This is a genomic window from Mesorhizobium sp. AR07 (genome assembly GCF_024746815.1).
In the GTDB taxonomy this organism is placed as follows: domain Bacteria; phylum Pseudomonadota; class Alphaproteobacteria; order Rhizobiales; family Rhizobiaceae; genus Mesorhizobium.
Map to the genome: position 1 here is coordinate 5,509,264 of NZ_CP080525.1, position 20,731 is coordinate 5,529,994.

Below are 20,731 nucleotides of genomic sequence, written 5' to 3' on the forward strand. Positions count from 1 at the left end.
CTCGCGTCCGTTTTGGCTCAATGACGAAATTCGATAACGGCGGATGCGCGCTTCGCCCCAAAACATTTTTGGGACCGGCTGAGGATAAACGAAGATGGTCCGACTGCGCTGCACAGGCATATGATCGCGCTGGAAACTGTGGGCCCTTTGCGTCATGATCCAATCCCTCAGACTGTCAGCCGTAGACGGCTGATCAGCCCGTTCAACGCCGGAGGGGACTACAGCAGAAGCCGCTCAGCTAAGGTATGATGCGATGGAACACACAGATTTTCTATCCGGCACAAATGCAGATCCACTACTCTTGAGTGCACTCGTCGGACTGCAAAACAGTGGGCATCGTAGCGGTTGGATTGATCCTGACAAGATTAGTATCGCGGTTCTGCCATTTCGGAACCTAAGCAGTGGCACTGGTCAGGAATTTTTCTCCGACGGGCTGACCGAAGACTTAATTACGGAGCTTTCGCGATTCAAGGATCTCTTTATTGTATCTTGGAACTCCGCCTCTCAATTTAAAGACAAACCCACGCCAGCGGAGGAGATAGGCCGGCAGCTCGGAGTGCAATACCTCTTGGAAGGAAGCGTCAGACGGAATGGCAACCAAGTCCGAGTGACAAGTCAGCTTGTCCAGGCCAGGAACGGTGTTCACTTATGGGCGGAGCGATACGACCGCACCATTGATGATCTATTCGCGGTTCAGGATGAATTGGTGCAATCGATCTCCTCGGTAATTCCTGGGCACGTTGAGCGAATCAATCTTCAGGAGTTTCGGAAGGGTCCGACTGAGGTCTCCTCCGCATATCTTTGCGAGTTGCAAGGAAGATGGACCTCGCGTCACACCGCAAATGGACTGGGAACCGCCATTAGCTGGTATGAAAAAGCTATTTCCCTTGATGCTGACTTTGGTGTCGCGCATGCGGGGCTTGCCGAGCTTTACGCCTACAGCGTCTTCGTCTTAAGCGATCCCCCTGAAACACGATTTCCAAAGGCTCTTGACCACATTGGCAAGGCGCTGTCTCTGGATGACCTACATCCTCACGTGCAGCATAGGGCGGCATTGGTCTTTACGATGACCGGCTCGCTCGACGTGGCGGAAAAGCATGCCAAGCAGGCGGTCCTGTTGAGTCCTAATGATCCGCGCGTGTTGCAAGCAATGGGGGTTGTCATGACTTATCGGGGCCGGCTCGATGAGGCAATCTCTTGGTTCGCCAGGTCAGAAAAGATTGAGCCCTATGCGGCAGATGATGCACGCCTCGACACGCTTTGCGATGCATTTTTCATGCGGAAGGAATACGAGAAGATCGTCAAAATTTGCGGCAGCTACCAACAGGTTCCCGCACATCAGTATCCAGCGTTGGCAGCAGCAGAAGCTCAACTAGGCCGAGAGGAAAGAGCGCAACAGGCAATGGCACGATACGAATGCATAAAGCCCCCAAGCCACAATGCTGCTGTGATGGCCCGTCTACATGCGAATCTTTGTGAGAGGCCGGAGGATCGAGAGCACTGGCTGGAGGGGTATACGAAGGCAGGGGTGCTCAAGGGTTGACGTAGCGCGTCAATCTGGCTTCCAATCGAGGCTAGGCTTCTTTTTGAGGACAACGGTGGGCCTTGCTCGAAATCAAGTTTGATGCACCTGGCCCAACCTCGTCGCAGAAGCTAACAGTGCGCTTTGATCCTGTTGGGCCACCGACGGCTTGAGAACTTGTTGAAGTTCAGTCATCTCTCTCTGCATGGACGACAATGAAGCCTCGACAGAATGCATTACGCGCACCGCCAGGCTGGCCTCCATTTCTGGGGTCTCTGCAGCGCCGTGGGTTCCAAAAGACAACAGATGTCCATATAACTTAGCGACCTTGAAGGCCACCTCTGGCTCCATGAGTCCAATGCTCCCAACGTATGCGTTGAAGATCGGGGTCTGGAACTGAAATGAGATGCGAGGTTGCGTTTTCCTGTCTCTACCTTCGTTGGCAAGTGCTTCCGCGATCTGGATTTGCGCAGCCAGAAGACGCGATGCGTCGGCAACAGCCACTGCAAGGGCCTGCAGTTCTCCGACGATGGCATTCATGAGAGATGCCAAGTTCTGTCGATGGCGGTCCTCCGCTTCAGCCTTCGCAAGAGCTTCATAATGCGTGCGCTCGTCTGCGGACATTTTCGCTAGCGCTCGTTGTGAGTAGATAACACCACCAAATCCGAGCAGCGCTGCGAGCAGAGCGACCAGAGCTCCCAGCAGTCCTTGGTATTCAGTTATCCAGTTCACATGCAGACCTAATCAAGGTGGGACTTATAATCTAACCCTTCGCGCGAATGGAGCCTAGGGGATGGCGGATTAAATCACGGTTTCTGGTCGACTGCTGTCTTAGTGAAACGTCCGTTTCGCGGATTGGCGGCGACCACGCTTGGCGCAAAGCTGCCGCCGATCGACGATCGCCTGTCGCAAGTCACTGGCTTCCCTGCCGCACCGTCTGGACTGCCAGAAATCCCGCGGGCAGCGGTCGCAAAAGTTCAGCCTCGGGCTTTGTCAGATGAATCCAGGCTGGCCAATCCGCCGGCTGGAGCACAACGACTTGCCGGTTGTGATAACGCACCACATCCGGCCCTGGCTCAGTCGTCAGCATGGTGAATGTAGGGGGCTTGTTGCCGTCGCCTTCCTTCCACAAGCCGGCGATGGCCGTAAAGGAGGAGGAGCCGTTCAGCGAAAATCGATGTTTCGCCTTGGGATATCGTTCCCGTGAATTCGAAGAACGCTGACGCGGGAACAAGGCAGCGCTTGCTATTGGCAAACTGGCGACCTTCGGAGCGGAAGTTGAACACCGGACCGCCTTTCGGCCCCGACGGAGGAAAACCAAACGTCATCGAAACCAGTTCGATGGCATCGCCGGACGCGCGCATGATCGGAGCTCGGTCGTTGATGCGGATGTCGTCGGCCTGCGGCAAATCGAGTTCGGTTTGATGAGTAGAGATGTTGAGCGCGAGCGACTGCATCATCCGGCAGTATTCTGCCCAGGCAATATGCTGCTCGTAGTCGTTGCACATAGGAGGCTCCGCACGGTGGATCGATGGAGTTCAACATAGCGCGTGGAGATCGTCCAGACAGGGGTGGCTTGCCTTTTTGTTCTCTTTTTGTTCATGTTGAGGGCCGAAAGGAGACGATCATGAAAAACAAGCAAGAACCAGTCGTGCCGGTTGAGTTCGCTGGCGTCTCGTTCTCTGTTCATGAGATGCCAAACGGTCGATTTCGAATTGATCTCGAGGGCCAGGCAATACCGTCACTGCCGGGTGTTGCCTACGGGTTGGGTGTTCGGGCTGGGGCCAGGAAAGAGCAGGTGGAGAAGCTCCGTGACTTACTCGAAGAGCTTTGCCCCGAATACTACGCCGGATTCCTGGACCGGGTGAACGACGAAGAGTTCCAAGACTGGATGATGGAAGGCTATGACATCGCCGGCTACCTCAATCCGGGCCGCCCGTTGGGACCAGGCGATGAACTGGGCCGCGATCCGTTTGCCTACGATAGCCAGTAGGCTGTGAGCGAAGAGATTAGGCTGCTCAGGCTGAAGCACGTCACGCCGACTGGCTTCCAGCGGCAGCGGCGGGGATGCCGGCTGGGCTTCCCCGCGCCAGCAGTCGCGTTGGTTTTGCTTCGAGCATGCAGCGAAGACGAGCGATACTGCTGACGGAGTTGAATGTAATGTTCTCTGTAACCGACGAAGAGCAGGCTTATGTGAACGCGATTATCAGCAAGGAGATGCCCGACATCGAACGCGTGTCAAGGAAGATAGCCAAGCTCCTCAACACGCTGTCGCCTCAGGCTGCAGTGTATGCCCACACGCTGCTTGGCGCCGAGCTGATCGCCAGCGTAATCGAGGACGGCGATATGGCCGTCGAACTCTCAAAGCATCTGCAGAGGGAGACCGAAAAAGCGCTGCGCTGGAACCCGAAATATGCCGAGCAAAAGCGTATGAATTGAAATCTATTAGGTCCCCGGCGCGATCCTGGAGGCGGTTCCAGCGCCGCGGTCGCCTACCAGCGTCTCGCGCGTCGTGTATGCTTCTCTGTGCTTAAAGATGAAGCGGCCTACCGCCAGTGCATGTGCTCCCCTGCACGGAACCTCTCGATCGCGGCCCTGCTGTTCGTGCTCGCGCTCCGCCTTTAGACCTAGATTCTATTCGGTTGGTTCTCGCCGACACCATCTTCCAGGGCGCGCAGCCACGCGGCCGCCGCGTGATGCGTCAAATCATATTGGTGCGGGAGCAAATCACCAGTTGCTTGGCGCCTCGGGTCATGGCGACATAGAGGTGTTTCCGATCCATTGCCGCTGGATCAAGCACGACGGCAACATCCGCTTCCAATCCTTTCAGCAGCAAAGTGCTCCCAACCGTGCGTTTCGCTAGCGGTCGTCCGATGAGGCGAGACATTTCTCGCACGCGTATGGCAGCGTCAGCAGGTGCGATGTTCTCAGACCCGCCACATGTTTCCAACATTTTGAGGCCACCGCGTAGGATCGAAGGGCGATGAGCTCGCACACCGCTCTGCTTGCCGATCTCCACAAGCAGGTCTGCCGCCCGTCGGTAACTGGGGGCCTCCGCGAAGGCGATGGCAGCCTTTTCGGCATCGGATGCCTCCCGACGCTGCCTCGCTTCTCGTAGCGTTGTCACACGCTGCATCATGGTCGCACCACCAACCCCGGTCATAACGCTTGAGGCAAAGCCCACGACGTGATGCAACACGTTGGGCGACGTGAGATCGAGCCCTTCTCCGAATGTGACCAGATCGCGCATGTCTACATTCTCGACGGTGACAGCGCCTGGCGTTTGTCCCGCGAAATCGCGCTGACTCTGCGGCGATCGTGAGTCTGCGATGATCAACACTTTGCCATCCAGCCCAGCCACGGATGTCCTCCCGGCGCGGAGCCGAAGTTCGTGATCTCCGGGCCCGCCAGTAAGTTGGACCCAATGCACATTCGGAGGCGACCGAGTCAGGTCTACCTGTCGTCCGGCCACCAAGTCATGGCGAACATCAAGCAGATATCGACCGAAAACCTCCTCTCCTGCATTTATCCAACGCCACGGTGTTTCTAGTTCGCCCACAAGCGGGAACGCAGTGCATACCTCTCGGCTCCAATCGGGCAATACGTTGCCACCGAAAGCGAATATCGCCTGCATAGGGTCGCCAAGCACACAAGTCGGAATGATCGCTGCAGCGTGGAGCACAATGGCGTGCTGATTTTCCGAGCAATCTTGATACTCGTCGACAATGAGCCGGTGGTAAGTTGCGGCCAACACGTCACTCAGATGCCCGGCCTGCAACAATCTCCATGCCGCATCGCGAAGGGCAGGATAGTGGGCAGCCGGATTGCTCACCTGCAAAATCTGAGGGTCGTGGCCGCCACGTTTGGGAAACATCGTTAGTAGCCGCAACGCCCAACCATCGATGGTTGAAAGTCGATAGGCCCTTGAGGGCACGCCAGCGCGGTCTAAGCGACCGCGCAATGCGGCGACACCCGAGTTGGTATGCGTCAGCACGAGAATGGGCTTCGCGTCGGAATGCCGGGCAAGCGCGTCTGCGATGAGGTGCGTCTTCCCACATCCTGCCGGGGCAGTAACCGCGCCACGGTTTATCGCCAAAAGATCGATCTCAGGCACGGAAGATCCAGCGCATGATCGCAGTTACTATAGTTTGAAAGCCCGGCTCGGCATTGGCAAGACCCGGGCCGACGATGTCGCGCGCCGCTTCCTCCATCCAGGTCACTGACTTGAACCATCCGCTACGGCGCGAAGCGAGTGCCATGATTTGGCGGCTTGTGTGCGTCACGGCACCACGACACTGCCACAAATTCATCTGTCCGCTGGACGCTGACCCGATATTTGCGCCAATAGCCTCCTCACCGTGTATCGACACGGCGCGCTCCAACAATTGATGCACGGCCTCGTCGCTCAAGCTTGCGAATAGTTCATCCTCAAGAGCCCGCCCAGCACGCCAGCAAAAGAGGGAGCCTCCGCCCGCGGCGAAGGCTCCCTCCGTCGCCGCATCGGGTTGCTTGTCATCATCTCTCAGCACCGCGACCTCAAAATGCAATGCTCTGAACGCGTTCGCCCGCCGGTAGATGTGGTCACATCCTCCCGCATCCACGAGAGCAACGCCAACGGCTGTCATAGAGAGAGCGTTTTGAGAAACTAGATACTGGTCCAGGCCTCGCAACAGGCCGACCTCACTCGCCCCCTCACACACGAGAACAGAGGAGGCAAGAAATGCGTCCGGTGAGCTTCGGATCGTTCCTTGAATGCCAGGGTCCCCGCCAACAAGTTGAACCTCGTGAACTAATCCACGTTTTCGAACGACAACAAGCTGGTCGCCGCGCAACTCTCGCAATGCCACCGGCGAATGCGTTGTTAGGAAGGCTTGAAGTGGAGGCGGCGCCTCCTTCGCGCCAATGGACCCCAGAAGTCTGATGATGCGATGGGGCTCCAGACCGTATTCCAACTCATCCATAAGTATCACAGTGGCATTCTGCGCTGCACGGCGTTGTAAGCCCGCCAACAGGAGGCGCGTTGATCCGACGCCGAGGGATCGAAGTGGAACGCCGTCTGCCTCATGAAGCGCAATTGTTCCGCCGCTGAACGATACTGAATTCGCATCGAGCATAGCCTTCAGGTTGTCGCCGACGGCGATCCCAAGTGACTTCGCGACCTCGGCAACGATCTGCAGCGTCCCACTAAGCTGTTCCCCAGCCAAATCGCCGAAAGCAGCCCGCGCGTCACGTGCAGCCTTCGCTAACGCACCGGCGGTATCCGCACGTTCTTCGGATAAGCGGTTCAGTATTGAACCACGACGCCAACCAAGATTGTGATCTGCCAAAGCACCAATTCGCGTTGGCGAGATTCGTGTGCGGTCCGCCCAGGTCAGAAAGCGAGCCTGGCCGCGCCCCTCTGCACGATCCGACACCAATGTCCAAACTGGATCCAGGTCGCTACCGACTTGCAAATTGATGGTTAGAACCGTCTCAGCCTGAGCCTCGGGCTCGTCCTCGATCTCTCTAGTCGCCGCGTTGAAACTCCGAACGTAGTTGCCATAACTCTCGATACTCTTCAGCGAGTCATCCAGTTCGCCGATGGAGATCGTGATCGAGATCGGTATCTCGACGTTCAATCTGTAGAAATCCGCGTCGCTGAATTGGATCGAGCGGCGTGCGCCAAGGCAGCAGTCGATCGCATCAATAATTGAGGACTTCCCGGAGTCGCCAGGGCCAACTAGGCAGTTGAGGCCGGCAGAGGGGAACCACGACAGTGCCTGGATGCATCGGAAGTTGCGGATGTCGATGTGACGGATACGGGCCAACTATTCCTTCCCCCCAAGGCTTCGAGAAGCCTTAGTATCTGGAGTGGTCAAGCTCCACCAGAGAAGCAGACTCTGAGCGCACAATTATTTGTAAGACTACGGTCAATAATGTCGTATTGAGCGCGATCATTCGAGACGAGATCCCTGTCTGGTGCCCAATTCGGGCTGCCGAAACACCGATTTTGCGGGGTCGGCGGCGATACAATTTGCTTCTCAAAGCTCCGGAGCACCCTTGGTGCGAACAATTAGCACATACCATTCGACTTCCATTGTAGAGTTGACTGATGTATTTCTTCGCAGGGGAGGCCCAGTCTATGGCATATTTTGTAAAGCATTGTGCGATGGCATTTCTCGCTACGATTACGCTGCCGACGATCTCGCTTGGCAAATGCATGCTTGAGGGCTTTGACAAAGGATTGCCCCCTGCGATCGGGGACGAGGTGGATGGCGGAGACGGCAAGTTTGTTTGGGGTTCGGACCTAGATCGGATAGACGGCCGGAATCGAGTTTGGAATTTTATCCGCAACACGGGACAAAGCCCTCTAAATGCAATGTGGAGGAAAGCGGATATTCGGATTGACTACGCCAAACCATTGCCGCCGGGCGAAGTTTATTGCAACCGCTATTGGGTTAAAGAAATATCGGATAGCGACATCGATGATGACGCTCCAATCATCTACGGCAATCACAATACCAGTCAGCGCGCCACGGTTTTTAGAAAGGTGGAGACTGCGCAAGAATCAGATGGCTATTTCGAGAGCGCCATTGATACAGCCTATGCTGAGGTGAACGGCGTCGTGCGGGAAGTGCACGTTGGATTCTCTTATCAGGTCGAAAACAATCGCATCACGGCAATGAATCTCGACGCACCGTCAGACGTCTACGTATCGATCCCGGGGATTGGCTCGTCATGGTCCAGCGATACTTTGGCGAGGTTCATTCAGGCCGCAAAGGAAAATGGGGCGGAATTCACAAGTGGCAAGTTTACCGATTTCTCCCCAAGTTGGAGTGATTCGCTCTACTTTTCGGGAGATCCAGCACTAAAATCACCGGGTTATTTTACCAAGGGGTCTATAAAGAACTTCGGTATCAACAGTATGGCCTCGGGTAGCATTAATGGGCCTATGATATTGTTCGACTCTGAGAGGAAGCCAATTGCCTCGGGTTCCGTCACGATCCCCGTTATAAAATAGGCGTTCCAATGTCGTTTGAAGACTTCTCGGTAGCATCTGCCCTGTCCGCAGGTGGCGCTGCTATGTCCACCGTTAGCATGAGCGTTCCGGCCGGCTATGAGGCGCTTCACCTTGTCAGCGCTACTGCTATGGCGGCTGGTTATGCACTCGGGAGACAAACTGCCTCTGGAAAATCCCCCAGGGAGACGTCAAAACTGCCAACGTTGGCATGTGCCGCGCTGTCAGTTTGCAGTATCGTTCTCTATTACTTGGCGCTCAGCTACAATGAGCCAGGTGTCCTCGGAACGATCGAGTTGGCCGTCTTGGCATTTTTCACCTTCGCGCCGTTTACATATATACTCGCCATTACCCGGACCTGGCAGGCAGGCTAAACGCCGATGAAGGGTCTGCGCCGCCAACAAGAAGGTCGCGCGTCATGACGCAGACCTGAATCATATCGCCGAGAAACCCGCTACGGATCCCAGCGCTTCAGGCAAGATCTTCGTATTCCTCTCCACCGACAGATAGCAGACGCTTGCACGACGCATCCGGCGGCTGCATCGGAGGTCATTTTGTCGGTTGTCACAATGTTACAAAGATAATCGTAACTAATTGATTTTATTGGAATAACCTAGAGTTCAATCCTTTCTCGCATCGTCCCTTTTTCGCAGGTCAACGTTGCAAAGCCTGCCTCTCCAAAGCGCTTCTTACGAAAGTCGATTGACAAATTATGAAACTGCATTCAGTTTCATAATTGGAACAGGCAAGCGCTGCCGGCAAGGCGGCCAAACATGGGGAACTGACATGAAGTCACTGATCACACTGGCGACTGTTGCAGGTATGACTTTCGCTTCCGCAGTGGCCGCTAAAGCGGAGGATGCAGCCCTTTCTGGCAAGACAGTCTGTGTGAACAGATATGCCTCGGCGCCTGTCATTGATGACATCCTGAAAGGGATGAACGATGGCCTGAAGGCTTCGGGCGGCGAAAAGATCGTCCAGAACATTCAAAACCCCGAAGCTGACGCCGCTACACAGCAAACCATAGCGCAGCAATTCGCGAATGGCGGTTGCGATCTGATCGTGGTCATTGGCACCGCCGCAGCTCAATCCATACAGCAGGCTACCAAGACGGTGCCTGTAGTGTTCGTCGGCGTGTCGACACCCGTCGAGGCGGGCATCGTTCAGTCCCTCGCAAAGCCAGGCGGCAACATGACTGGAGTCTCGGATCCTCTTCCCGTCGAATCGGAAATCGACGGCATGTTGAGTATCCTGCCCACCATCGAGACCATCGGTCTTATCTACAAGGTTGGTGATCCCGCAGGCGATCCGCTGGCAGCGCGCGCTGTCGCGCACATAGAAAGCAAGGGTTTGAAGCACGTCACCGCGGGTATCGCCAATGCCGGCGAAACCACCCAGGCGGCGCAGTCGCTTGTCGGACGCGTTCAGGCGATCGAGTTTCCCTGCGATACGACGACCATCTCGGGCATGGCAGGGGCTCTAAAGGTTGCCAAGGACGCCAAGCTTCCAGTGTTCGGCTGCACGTCTGATGCGGTCAAGGGCGGCGCGATCCTGGCTGGCAGCTACAGTTATGTGACTGTCGGAACGAGAGCGGCCGACCTTGTGGTGGCGGTGCTGAAGGGCGCCAACCCCGCCACGACACCGGTCATCATTCCCAAGATTGCCGGTTTTGAGATCAACAAGACCGAAGCGGGCGCTTTGGGGCTGAAGATTCCCGAGACTATGATGACCTCGGCAGTCAAAACCTACTGAGGCGGATTTCGATGCTGATGGATGTGCTCGTGATCGGGGCCCAGATTGGGCTCCTCTATGGACCGTTGGCGCTGGGTATTTACCTCGCGATCAACGTGCTCAGCCTGCCGGATCTCACACTTGAAGGCTCGTTCGGCCTTGGTGGTGCGGCCGCGGCGAGCAGCCTTCTCATGGGGGTAGATCCGGTCAGTTCGCTGTTGCTCGGCATGTGTGCCGGCGCGCTTGCCGGACTTGTGACAGCCTTGCTGCACGTGATCCTTCAGATGAACGTTCTGCTTGCGGGCATTCTGATGACCACCGCGGCGTGGTCCGTCAGCATCGCGGTGATGGGCACAGGCAATGTCTCACTCGTCCGGGTGGATACGTTGTTCACTTGGGCCGAGAATCTCGGCCTGCGTAACCAGTCGGCTTCGATCCTTGTGGCAGGCGGTGTGACCCTGATCTTCGCGACGTTCCTGGTCTGGCTCCTGCATACCGGATACGGCCTCGCGACACGCGCAAGCGGGCTGAACATACAGACCGCGCGAAGTCTGGGCATACGGACGGAGATGCATCAGGTTCTTGGCCTCATGCTGGCCAACTCGCTCGCGGCTGCATCGGGGGCGCTGGTGGCGCAGAGCCAGGGTTTTATGGATGTCTCTATCCAGGGCGGCGTAATCGTGGTCGGCCTGGCCGCATTGACGATCGGGACCAGCGTCATTCGTTCCGACAAAGTCGCCGTTGGGGTGACCTCTGTTATCATCGGCGTGATCATTTATCGCTGTATCGTGGCGCTCAGCCTCAGAATGGGTATTCCGCCAAACTCCGTTCGGTTGATCACCGCACTGCTGGTGTTCGCCTTCATCGCAGCCCGCATCCACGGAAAGGGCACGCTCACGATTTCCGGGTTCGAAGGCTGGCGGGCCCGCCGGCGCAAACATGTGCAATTCTTGGAGAACGATCGTGTCACCACCCTTCTCTGAGCGACGCAACGCCAGCCCCCCAGTAGCTATCCGGCTTCGCCACGCGACGAAGCGCTTTGCGGGTCTTGGCAAGAAGGAAGTCTTCATCGCGTTGGATGATTTGACCCTTGATATCGCACGCGGTTCCTACGTTGCGCTGATCGGCTCGAACGGCGCTGGAAAGTCCACCCTGCTTTCAATCCTCATGGGGACATTGCTCCTTGATGAGGGATCCCTGCACATTGACGACGAGGACATGAGCGAGAAGCCCTCGTGGCAGAGGGCTTCCAAGATCGCTCTCGTTCGCCAGAATCCCGAGCACAACGTGCTGTCGTCTCTCAGTATCGAGGAGAATTTCGCGTTAGCGACGATGGGAAGGGAGCGTGCTTTCCGTCTTCGCCGCTATGATCGCGACGCGGTGCGGTTGGCGGCGAGAAGCGCGCTTCAGCGATTTGGCATGGGGCTGGAAGATCGGCTCGGTGAATCGACAGGCACTCTGTCCGGAGGACAGCGCCAGGCAGTGGCGATGGCGATGGCGGCGGTCCGCAATCCGCGCGTTCTGCTGCTGGATGAGCACGTGTCGGCGCTTGATCCTAAGCGCGCGAAGGTCGTTGCGGACGTAACCGAGGAGATCGTGCGCGCACAAGACATCACGACGGTCATGGTCACGCATGATCTTGGTCATGCGCTCAGCCACACTGATCGAGTGCTGATGATGCATCGCGGCAAGGTGGTGATGGATCTGTCGGGCGAGAAAAAAGCGGCGCTCGACCTGGCCGAGCTTGCCCGCCAATTCGAGAGACTGGTCGGGGAGGCGCTGCCTGACCGCACGCTTCTCGCGGCGGCTTCCTGATGGGGGACGAGATGACGGATCAGAACGCGCCAAACGCCTCGCCGGCTGGAACCCCGTCAGGCCGGGGCCAGGCAGGCTCCGCCGGAGCGCATCTGGCATTGGGTGATCGCTACGTCGCCGCCCTGAATGCGCAAATCAAGGGCGCGGGTGGCGAAGGCAAGAGCGCGCGGACACGAGCAAAACTGAAGCGGGCGGCATTCGATTGCTTGACGGAAAGCGACCTTGCCAGCCTCACAATCAACTCGATCACCGGCAAGGCAAAGGTCGCCGCAGGGACGTTCTACCTGCATTTCGACAGCATACGTGACCTGGTGCTTGACGTCTTTTCGGAGTTCGCCGCGGTCGACATTGCGCCGGCAATTCCCGAAGGCGACGAATTTGTCGACCTCTTCTCCCAGATGAAGGCGACATTCATCGAAATCGTTGGAGCGTTCCGCCGCCGGCGGATGTTCTTTCGATCATTGTTCCAGATGAAGCGACAGGACGCGGAAGCCAACGCGGTCTGGCTGAGGCTGACAGCGCAGTGGGCGGAAATACTTTCGGCCATCGCCAGGGATCATGCGAAGCAGCCTGTTCCCGCAGCGTTCGACCGGTTTATTGGGCACGCAACGAGTGCGTTCGCCGACGAGATCATGACCCGCATCTATGTCGACGAGATTTTTGGCGCGGCGTTCCCCGACGATCCGCGCAATGACGAGCACGTGGCGGAACTCCTGGCCTTCACGCGCCATCGGATGCTGTTCGGCTCTGATCCCGACCCGAAGCTGCTGACGGCGAACTCCCCCCTCAATGGTTTCTCTTACCCTGCCAAGCGGTCCTGAAAAGACCCGCCCCCGCAGGCAACAGTGCGAGGATACTCATGACACTGCGCTATCAGCATTTCATCACGCCCGAAGGCACGAAGGAATTTCCCAAGGTCGTCCGCGGTGAAGGCGTTTATATCTGGGACAGCACCGGTCGCCGTCTGCTGGATGGATCGTCCGGTGCCATTTCAGTCAATGTCGGGCATGCCCATCCCAGGGTCCTGGAAGCTATGCGTGACCAGATGGGGCGCATCATCTACGCGCACAGCATGAGATGGGACAACGACCCCAACGAGCGGCTGGCCGCCAGGCTCGAGCGCTTGAGCAACTGGAACTATGGCGCCGCCTTCTTTGTCTCCGGCGGTTCGGAGGCCAATGAGGCGGCGATCAAATTCGCCCGTCAGGTGGCGGTGGCGCGGGGTCAAGCTTCACGATTCAAAATCATCAGCCGCATCCCTTCCTATCATGGTGCGACAACGGCGCTTCTGGGCATCACCGGCGACCCCGACTATGCGGCAGCCTACAGGCCGATGTTTGTCGACATGCCAAAGATTGACGCGCCGCTGATGTATCGGCGCCCGGCCGGCGTGAGTGAACAGGATATCGTCGACCGCTGTGTGCGGCAGCTGGAAGAAACGATCCTCAGGGAAGGCCCCGAAACCATCCTCGCCTTCATGATCGAACCGGTCGGCGGCGTATCGACCGGAGCCCTGGTTTCCCCGGACAGCTATTCCACCCGCATCCGCGAGATTTGCGACCGTTATGGCGTCATGCTGATCTACGACGAGATCATGAGCGGCGCTGGCAGGACGGGCAAGTTTCTCGCCGGCCATCATTGGCCGGATTGCCGGCCCGATATCGTCACGCTCGCAAAAGGTGTCAGCGGCTCCTATGCGCCACTTGGTGTAGTCTTGGCGTCAGCCGATATGGTCCACGACGTCCGCCTTTCGGGCGGCTTCAAGCACGGCCATACCTACTCAGCCAATCCCGTCAGTTGCGCTGCATCCGACATGGTTCTGAGGGTTGTCGAGGAAGACGGTCTGATGGAGCGGGCGCAGGCCCTGGGTAGGCTCATCCGGGCACGTTTGGAGGACATCAAAGGCAAGACCGGCATCATCGGCGACATCCGTGGGCTTGGACTGCACATGGCCGTCGAGATCGTCGCGGACCAGGTCACCAAGGAACCGTTCCCGGCAGAGATGCGGGCGAGCGAGCGGATAGGAATGATCTGCCGCGACCATGGACTGCTGCTGTTCTCCCGGCGCACCGCCGGCGGTTCGTTTGGAGAATGGCTGATGGTCTGTCCTCCTCTGACTATCAACGAAGCTGAAATCGAGGAACTGATGGAGTCGTTCACGGCCGGCATTCGCGCTTTCGAGACGGAGATTTCGGCGGAGCCGGAACTGCGCGCGAGCGCCTGAGCGAAGTGGCGGCAGTGCTTGCCGCAATCAAAAGAACTGGCTGATTGGACGGCACCCTTCGAGCGCCGAAAGGAACAGGTATGGCCAAAGCGCAAATCGTCGGTTGGGCTCACACCAATTTCGGCAAATCCGCCGCCCCAGACACCGAAACGTTGATGGCGGAGGTCGTTGGTCCGGCGCTCGACCATGCCGGCGTCGGACCCGCCGACGTCGATGGCATCTTCGTTGGCGTCTACAACAACGGCTTTTCGCGTCAGGATTTTCAGGCCGCGCTGGTCGGCATGAGTCATCATGGACTTGCCGCAACCCCTGCGGTGCGCTTCGAAAACGCCTGTGCGACGGGTTCAGCTGCTCTTTTTGGTGCCCTCGATTTCGTCGAGGCCGGTCGCGGACGCATCGCTTTGGTGATCGGCGCCGAAAAGATGACTGCCCTGCCTTCCAGCGAGGTTGGCGATGTCCTGATGTCTGGCTGCTATCGCAAGGAAGAGGCGGACGTGGAAGGTGGTTTTGCGGGCGTATTCGGGCGCATCGCGCAGAACTATTTTCAGCGCCATGGCGACAGATCCGAGGAACTGGCGATGATCGCCGCGAAGAACCATCGCAATGGTATCGCCAATCCGGTTGCGCATATGCGCAAAGATCTGGGTTTTGACTTCTGCAACACGGTATCGGAGCGCAACCCCTATGTCGCCTCCCCTCTGCGGCGAACTGATTGTTCCCTGGTGTCAGATGGGGCTGTAGCCATCGTCATAGCGGACGAGGAGACAGCGGCCCACATGTCTCGTGCGATCGCATTTCGCAGCAGAAGCCATGCCAATGACGTCATGGCGCTAAGCCGGCGCGATCCGATCGCCTTTGATGGTGCGAGGCGGGCTTGGGCAACGGCGCTCAACTCCTCGATGTTGATCATAGATGATCTCGATCTTGTCGAGACACACGACTGTTTCACCATTGCCGAACTGATCGAATACGAGGCGATGGGCCTGGCGTTGCCCGGCCAAGGTTTTCGCATCGTGCGCGAAGGGGTCGCGGAACGTTCGGGCCGGCTGCCGGTGAATCCATCCGGCGGCCTAAAGGCGAGAGGCCATCCGCTCGGCGCGACCGGCGTCTCGATGCATGTGATGGCGGCACAACAACTCATGAACGAGGCCGGCGGAATGCAGGTTCGGAATGCGAGCCTTGCCGGTGTCTTCAACATGGGCGGCGCCGCCGTCACCAACTACGTTTCAATCCTGGAGCGATCACGATGAACGGGGCGACTGAGCGTTCAATCGAACCGGTGTCCAAGCGCGTGATGAACCTGTCGCGGTTCGTCACCCAGGCGGCTCGCCGATTTCCCGAAAGAATTGCATTTGTCTGGGGAGACAAGTGCTGGACATGGCGGGAGATTGATCGGCGGATCGATGCGATGTCATGCGCCCTTGCTGAAACTTACGGGGTTAAAAAAGGCGATCGCGTTCTCGTGCAGTCGCAAAACTGCAACCAGATGTTCGAGTCGATGTTCGCCTGCTTCCGCATCGGTGCGGTATGGGTTCCCACCAATTTCCGGCAAACACCGGAAGAAGTAGCTTACCAGGCAGAGGCAAGCGGCGCCGTGGGGATGATCTGCGGCAATATGTTTGCGCATCATCAGACCGCTTGTGCGGCCTCCTCCGCGCCTCTGCGCTTCTTCATATCCATCGGCGAAGCGACCTTCGGTGCGGACTACGACACGATCGTTTCTCAGCTCGACGGCAGGCAGGTCGAAACGGCAGCAGTTGAACGAGACCACCCCTGCTGGTTCCTATTTACGTCAGGCACGACAGGCCGGCCAAAGGCGGCCGTGCTAACGCACGGCCAGATGGCGTTCGTCATCACCAACCATCTTTGCGATCTCATGCCGGGGACGACTGCTGACGACGCATCGCTCGTGGTAGCACCACTGTCTCACGGCGCAGGCGTTCACCAGCTGACACAGGTGGCGCGAGGCGCCAAGACAGTGCTGCTGGCGACAGATCGCTTCGACATCGAAGCGGCATGGGCTCTGGTCGAAAAGTGGGGCATCACCAACATCTTCACCGTCCCGACAATCCTCAAACTGCTCGTCGAGCATCCATCTGTGGATCGGTATGACCACACATCGCTTCGCTATGTCATCTACGCCGGAGCCCCGATGTATCGCACGGACCAAGAGCAGGCCCTGACAAAGCTCGGGCCTGTTCTGGTCCAATATTTCGGGCTCGGCGAAGTGACGGGCAACATTACCGTCCTCCCGCCCAACCATCATCGACTGGGTGATGGCGCGGATGCGAGGATCGGCACTTGCGGCTTTGAGCGAACAGGGATGCAGGTTGCCATCAAGTCACCTGAGGGCGAAGAGCTCTCACTCGGCGAGACAGGAGAAATTTGCGTTATCGGGCCTGCCGTTTTTCCTGGATATTTCAACAATCCAGAAGCGAACCTGAAAGCGTTCAGAGACGGCTGGTTCTGCACGGGTGACATGGGTCACCTAGATTCGGAGGGCTTCCTCTATATAACTGGTCGGGCATCGGACATGTATATTTCCGGGGGATCTAACATCTATCCGCGAGAGATCGAGGAGAAAATCCTTGCACATCCCGGCATCAGCGAAGTGGCCGTGTTGGGGGTTCCCGATCCAATCTGGGGCGAAGTCGGGGTTGCTGTTTGTGTTGCAGCGCCTGGCACTGAGGTCGCAACATTGGACATAGATTCCTGGTTGATTGACAAGATCGCCCGCTACAAGCTGCCGAAGCGGTATCTGTTCTGGAGCGACCTGCCAAAATCCGGTTATGGGAAGGTGGCTAAGACGAAAATCAAAGAGGTTCTAGTCGGCCGAACGGATTGACTCTCTGATGGCGCCGGATTCCGTCTGCGATACGTTCATTTGACTGCCCGTCACAACGTTACAAAACTCTGTCTAAGTCGTTGATTTTGTTGATCTCATCCAGAGTTCAATCCTCTCTCTCAGCGCTACGCGTCGCGCGCTTTCTGCGGTTCAAGTTTTTTTTGAGGACTTCGGCTTCTCGGTGACGACAGCGCTATAACGTCAAGCAGAAGGAGCATTCTGCCATGACGATGATCAACTGTGGGCTGATACACGCTTTGCCGTTCGAAGCCCGCCGCGGCTGTAGCCGAAGGGAAGCAGCATCCTATGTAGGTGTCAGTCCGATCCATTTTGACAAGCTCGTCAGCAACGGCATCTTTCCAAGGCCGTTCGAACTTCTCGGTCGGAAGGTTTGGGATGTCCAGACACTCGATCGTGCCGTTGACGCGCTGTCGGGCATCGAGACGATTGCGGCACGTTCTCCGGTCAGCGACGAGGATCATCTTGACGGCGAACTGGCAGCGTTCGAGGCGAAGCATTATGGTCACGCTTGAATTGAAGGGCCTACACCGGGTCACGGCCAAGAGTAGGGTCTATTGGTATGCTTGGCGCGGTGGTCCGCGCCTTGCCGGTGATCCAGGCGCACCGGACTTCCTAGCCTCCTACAACGAGGCGATTGCCAGCCGCGCGACCCCTGACAACAACCGCTTTCGATCGTTGGTCACGCAATACAAGGCGAGCGCCGACTACAGAAAGCTTGCCGAGTCGACGCGACGTAACTGGGGTCCCTGGCTCGACCGGATCGCTGGCCATTTCGGGGAGCTGCGCATCGCCCAGTTCGATCGGCCGGACAAGATCAGGCCGGTCATTCGGCGGTGGCGAGCGGCATATGCCGAGACGCCCAGGTCAGCCGACTATGGCATGCAGGTGCTCTCGCGCCTGCTCTCATATGCAGTCGACCCGCTTGGCAAGATATCCTCGAACCCTTGCGAAGGAATCAAACAGCTTTACAGCGGCTCACGGTCGGAAATCATCTGGACAGACAGCGACATCGCGCATCTGAAGAAGACGTGCTCGGCCGAGATTTGCCACGCCGTCGACCTGGCTGCACATACCGGCCTTCGCGTCGGCGATCTCATCCGCTTGTCTTGGTCCCATATCGGCGAGGACGCCATAATCATCACGACTGGCAAAAGCAGACACCAGCGCGAGGCCATCATCCCGCTCTACCAGGAACTGCGCGACGTCCTCGGACAGATACCGAAGCGCTCACCGGTCATCCTGACCAACAGCAAGAAGCGCCCGTGGACTGTCAACGGTTTGGCTAGTTCATTCTCCGACGCCAAGAAGATCGCATGGCCGAAAGGCGATGACCTTCACTTCCACGATCTCAGGGGCACAGCTGCAACCAAGTTCTACATCGCCAGCCTGACCGAGCGTGAGATTGCGGAGTTGATGGCCTGGGACGAGGAGCATGTTGCACGCATTATCCGCCGCTACGTTGGCCGGCAGGCTGCAATCAAGGAGCGGATCCGGAAACTGAACGAGACGCGCCTGAAAAAGTAGTCTGAAATCCAAATCGGGATTGACCACGATAATTTTTTCTTCCACATCTGAGGTCCGAAAAATTATCGCGCAGGATTCGCACAGATGCTTGCAGCACGCATTTACTCCGAAGATTGGGAAATCGACGCTCGGCTCGCAGCCGACTTCGGCGTCACTCGCGACGACCTTATCGACGTCATTCGCAACACCTTGGCCGAGCGTTCCAGCTCGGTTGATGTAGACCCCGTGAATGCGCCTGGCCTGTTGGCATACATCGCCGGGACGCGGCATCTGCGGTGGTTGTTCACCTCGAAGGAGTTTCTGATCAACCGCGACCGCAACGTCGAGTCCGTCTTCAACCCGAACACCGGCATGAAGATCGCCTACCAGAACGTTGACCTTGCCTGCGCCCAGCGTTCGCCGCGCGCGATTTCAGGCAAAAAGTCAGGGTCCGCGAAAATCATTGGCGACGCGCAGGGCTTGCTGTTTCCCGACAGCGACGCACTGCCGGAGGTAGTCGATCCGGCGCTGGTCAAGGGCCTTAAGAGCGCGATGTGGTATCTCTGCGCATCATTCGAAGGCGACGACGTTCGTGCAGAGCTGTCTTTGCCTGCGTCGGTCAAGGACGGTAATTTTTATGGTTTTCTGGAGCGGATTTTCATTATCCGCGGTGGCGACTGGGGCGGCTTCGATTCTCGCCGCAGTGACGATGATGGTCCGGTGAATGTCGAGCCTGTGATTTCCCGAAGGTAGTTGCAATGTTCGACGTTGGCAGGCTTGAGCTGGCACGTAAGCGTCGCCGGATTACCGCAAAGATCCTTGCGGAGCGATCAGGCGTCGCTCCAGTGACGCTTTCCCGTATCGTCAACGGGAAGCAAGTGCCGGACGAAGACACAATTTCCAAGTTGGTAAAAGCCCTTTCTTTCCCCGCAGAGTTTTTTGAGAAAGACACTGCCGACGAAATCGATGTCGAAGCCGCCAGTTTCAGAAGCCTCACGACCATGACGGCCAGAGAGCGGGATGCTGCGCTGGCAGCTGGCGCATTGGCGTTCGAAGTAGCAGACTGGCTGAATTCCGAGTATCGGCTCCCCGAGCCTGATCTGCTTGACCTAAGCCAGGAAAGGAATCCGACGGCGGCTGCGCGGACGCTTCGACAATATTGGGCTATTGGCGAAAAGCCGATTGGCCATATGATAAAATTCATTGAAAGCAAGGGAATCCGTGTCTTCTCCCTCGCGGAGAACACCAAGAACGTGGACGCTTTTTCCGTATGGAGAAACGGAGAGCCTTTTATATTCCTCAATACATTCAAGACTGCGGAAAGAAGTCGTTTTGACGCGGCGCATGAACTTGGCCACCTGGTTCTGCATAAGCATGGAGGGCCAAATCAGCGCTCGGCCGAGATGGAAGCGAATGAATTCGCAAGTTCGTTTCTTATGCCTAGTGCAGATATTAAATCCCAAATCCCGTATGTCGGCAGCCTGTCACAGATCATATCCGCCAAAACTCGTTGGGGCGTTTCCGCCGCGGCTCTATGCTACCGCCTGCACAAAATGGGAATCATCACAGAGTGGCAGAACAGAACTTTCTGTATTCAACTCAATCAACGATATCGAAATTCGGAGCCTAACGGCATAGCCGCGGAACGCTCGTCAATCTGGCAGATGGTTCTCCAGGACCTGTGGCGTCGCGGCTCGACGCGCTCGAAGATAGCGAAGGCGCTTCATCTTCCGGAGCCCGAGCTAGAAAATCTGATTTTTGGACTAGCTTCCGATCCCACACCGCCTTCTCAAGCCGGGTCGCAGACCATTCGCGCAGTCAAATGATCGCCCGACCGCCTTGGGAAGAAGGTCCGTATCAAGAACATAGGCTGTAAAACTGCCCGTAAAACCGCCGGCTTTCAAGGCCCTCAACATCAGGCGTAAGCCCTTGTTTTACAAACTGGAGCGGGTAGCGGGAATCGAACCCGCGCGTTCAGCTTGGGAAGCTGACAGGCTACCATTACATCATACCCGCGCGTGCCCTCGTTACCATGATGGCCCGGCTTCGGGCAATCGCCAAAGCGGCAGGCGC

General features: G+C 57.4%; 19 protein-coding genes, 1 tRNA gene and 1 pseudogene. 16 read left to right on the forward strand and 5 right to left on the reverse strand.

The genetic code is table 11. The features are described 5' to 3' along the window. The first annotated feature begins 253 nt into the window (after positions 1-253). Positions 254-1,543: a tetratricopeptide repeat protein gene (locus BPNPMPFG_RS27505; RefSeq protein WP_258591730.1), complete on the forward strand. Its 1,290-nt coding sequence runs from the start codon at positions 254-256 to the stop codon at positions 1,541-1,543. Positions 1,544-1,615: 72 nt separating this feature from the next. On the opposite strand, the gene BPNPMPFG_RS27510 is transcribed toward BPNPMPFG_RS27505, so the two are convergent. Beyond that, the gene (locus tag BPNPMPFG_RS27510) at positions 1,616-2,254 is read right to left on the reverse strand and encodes a hypothetical protein (RefSeq protein ID WP_258591731.1); all 639 of its coding nucleotides are present in this window, start codon (positions 2,252-2,254) and stop codon (positions 1,616-1,618) included. 181 nt (positions 2,255-2,435) lie between these two features. Continuing rightward, positions 2,436-3,030: pseudogene (locus tag BPNPMPFG_RS27515) on the reverse strand (SOS response-associated peptidase). A 119-nt stretch (positions 3,031-3,149) separates the two neighbouring features. Here BPNPMPFG_RS27515 and BPNPMPFG_RS27520 point away from each other — a divergent pair. Next, entirely contained in the window at positions 3,150-3,515 is a 366-nt protein-coding gene (locus BPNPMPFG_RS27520) for a hypothetical protein (RefSeq protein ID WP_258591732.1), read from the forward strand. Between the two features lie 167 nt (positions 3,516-3,682). After that, positions 3,683-3,961, forward strand: coding sequence for a hypothetical protein (locus BPNPMPFG_RS27525; RefSeq protein WP_258591733.1), 279 nt, complete (start codon positions 3,683-3,685; stop codon positions 3,959-3,961). 262 nt (positions 3,962-4,223) lie between these two features. On the opposite strand, the gene BPNPMPFG_RS27530 is transcribed toward BPNPMPFG_RS27525, so the two are convergent. Next, a complete protein-coding gene (locus BPNPMPFG_RS27530) occupies positions 4,224-5,636 on the reverse strand; it encodes an ATP-dependent helicase (RefSeq protein WP_258591734.1) in 1,413 nt (470 codons plus the stop codon). After that, positions 5,629-7,329: an ATP-dependent nuclease gene (locus tag BPNPMPFG_RS27535; RefSeq protein WP_258591735.1), complete on the reverse strand. Its 1,701-nt coding sequence runs from the start codon at positions 7,327-7,329 to the stop codon at positions 5,629-5,631. The genes BPNPMPFG_RS27530 and BPNPMPFG_RS27535 overlap by 8 nt, the downstream gene beginning before the upstream one ends. Positions 7,330-7,613: 284 nt before the next feature. On the opposite strand from BPNPMPFG_RS27535, the gene BPNPMPFG_RS27540 reads away from it, so the two are divergent. The 13 genes from BPNPMPFG_RS27540 (at position 7,614) to BPNPMPFG_RS27600 (ending at position 20,484) form a co-directional block, all read left to right on the forward strand. Beyond that, a complete protein-coding gene (locus tag BPNPMPFG_RS27540) occupies positions 7,614-8,522 on the forward strand; it encodes a hypothetical protein (protein ID WP_258591736.1) in 909 nt (302 codons plus the stop codon). An 8-nt stretch (positions 8,523-8,530) separates the two neighbouring features. Beyond that, positions 8,531-8,893, forward strand: a complete 363-nt coding sequence (locus tag BPNPMPFG_RS27545) for a hypothetical protein (RefSeq protein WP_140781493.1) — start codon at positions 8,531-8,533, stop codon at positions 8,891-8,893. 412 nt (positions 8,894-9,305) lie between these two features. Beyond that, positions 9,306-10,271, forward strand: coding sequence for an ABC transporter substrate-binding protein (locus BPNPMPFG_RS27550; protein WP_258591737.1), 966 nt, complete (start codon positions 9,306-9,308; stop codon positions 10,269-10,271). An 11-nt stretch (positions 10,272-10,282) separates the two neighbouring features. Then, the gene (locus tag BPNPMPFG_RS27555) at positions 10,283-11,233 is read left to right on the forward strand and encodes an ABC transporter permease (protein WP_258591738.1); all 951 of its coding nucleotides are present in this window, start codon (positions 10,283-10,285) and stop codon (positions 11,231-11,233) included. Continuing rightward, positions 11,214-12,065 carry an ABC transporter ATP-binding protein gene (locus tag BPNPMPFG_RS27560; protein WP_258591739.1) on the forward strand — a complete coding sequence of 284 codons (852 nt, stop codon included), beginning with the start codon at positions 11,214-11,216 and terminating at the stop codon, positions 12,063-12,065. The genes BPNPMPFG_RS27555 and BPNPMPFG_RS27560 overlap by 20 nt, the downstream gene beginning before the upstream one ends. 11 nt (positions 12,066-12,076) lie before the next feature. Continuing rightward, complete coding sequence (locus BPNPMPFG_RS27565) at positions 12,077-12,886, forward strand: TetR/AcrR family transcriptional regulator (protein ID WP_258591740.1); 810 nt, start codon at positions 12,077-12,079, stop codon at positions 12,884-12,886. Positions 12,887-12,924: 38 nt separating this feature from the next. Continuing rightward, the gene (locus BPNPMPFG_RS27570) at positions 12,925-14,289 is read left to right on the forward strand and encodes an aminotransferase family protein (RefSeq protein ID WP_258591741.1); all 1,365 of its coding nucleotides are present in this window, start codon (positions 12,925-12,927) and stop codon (positions 14,287-14,289) included. Between the two features lie 80 nt (positions 14,290-14,369). After that, positions 14,370-15,539, forward strand: coding sequence for an acetyl-CoA acetyltransferase (locus BPNPMPFG_RS27575; protein WP_258591742.1), 1,170 nt, complete (start codon positions 14,370-14,372; stop codon positions 15,537-15,539). Further along, positions 15,536-17,134: an acyl-CoA synthetase gene (locus BPNPMPFG_RS27580; RefSeq protein WP_258591743.1), complete on the forward strand. Its 1,599-nt coding sequence runs from the start codon at positions 15,536-15,538 to the stop codon at positions 17,132-17,134. The genes BPNPMPFG_RS27575 and BPNPMPFG_RS27580 overlap by 4 nt, the downstream gene beginning before the upstream one ends. A gap of 224 nt (positions 17,135-17,358) precedes the next feature. Further along, positions 17,359-17,667: a helix-turn-helix transcriptional regulator gene (locus tag BPNPMPFG_RS27585; RefSeq protein ID WP_258591744.1), complete on the forward strand. Its 309-nt coding sequence runs from the start codon at positions 17,359-17,361 to the stop codon at positions 17,665-17,667. Next, a complete protein-coding gene (locus tag BPNPMPFG_RS27590; RefSeq protein WP_258591745.1) occupies positions 17,654-18,679 on the forward strand; it encodes a tyrosine-type recombinase/integrase in 1,026 nt (341 codons plus the stop codon). The genes BPNPMPFG_RS27585 and BPNPMPFG_RS27590 overlap by 14 nt, the downstream gene beginning before the upstream one ends. An 84-nt stretch (positions 18,680-18,763) precedes the next feature. Beyond that, positions 18,764-19,411: a hypothetical protein gene (locus BPNPMPFG_RS27595; RefSeq protein WP_258591746.1), complete on the forward strand. Its 648-nt coding sequence runs from the start codon at positions 18,764-18,766 to the stop codon at positions 19,409-19,411. Positions 19,412-19,416: 5 nt separating this feature from the next. Next, complete coding sequence (locus BPNPMPFG_RS27600) at positions 19,417-20,484, forward strand: helix-turn-helix domain-containing protein (protein WP_258591747.1); 1,068 nt, start codon at positions 19,417-19,419, stop codon at positions 20,482-20,484. 116 nt (positions 20,485-20,600) lie between these two features. Here BPNPMPFG_RS27600 and BPNPMPFG_RS27605 read toward each other — a convergent pair. Beyond that, positions 20,601-20,674 (reverse strand) — tRNA-Gly (locus BPNPMPFG_RS27605). Positions 20,675-20,731 lie beyond the last annotated feature (57 nt).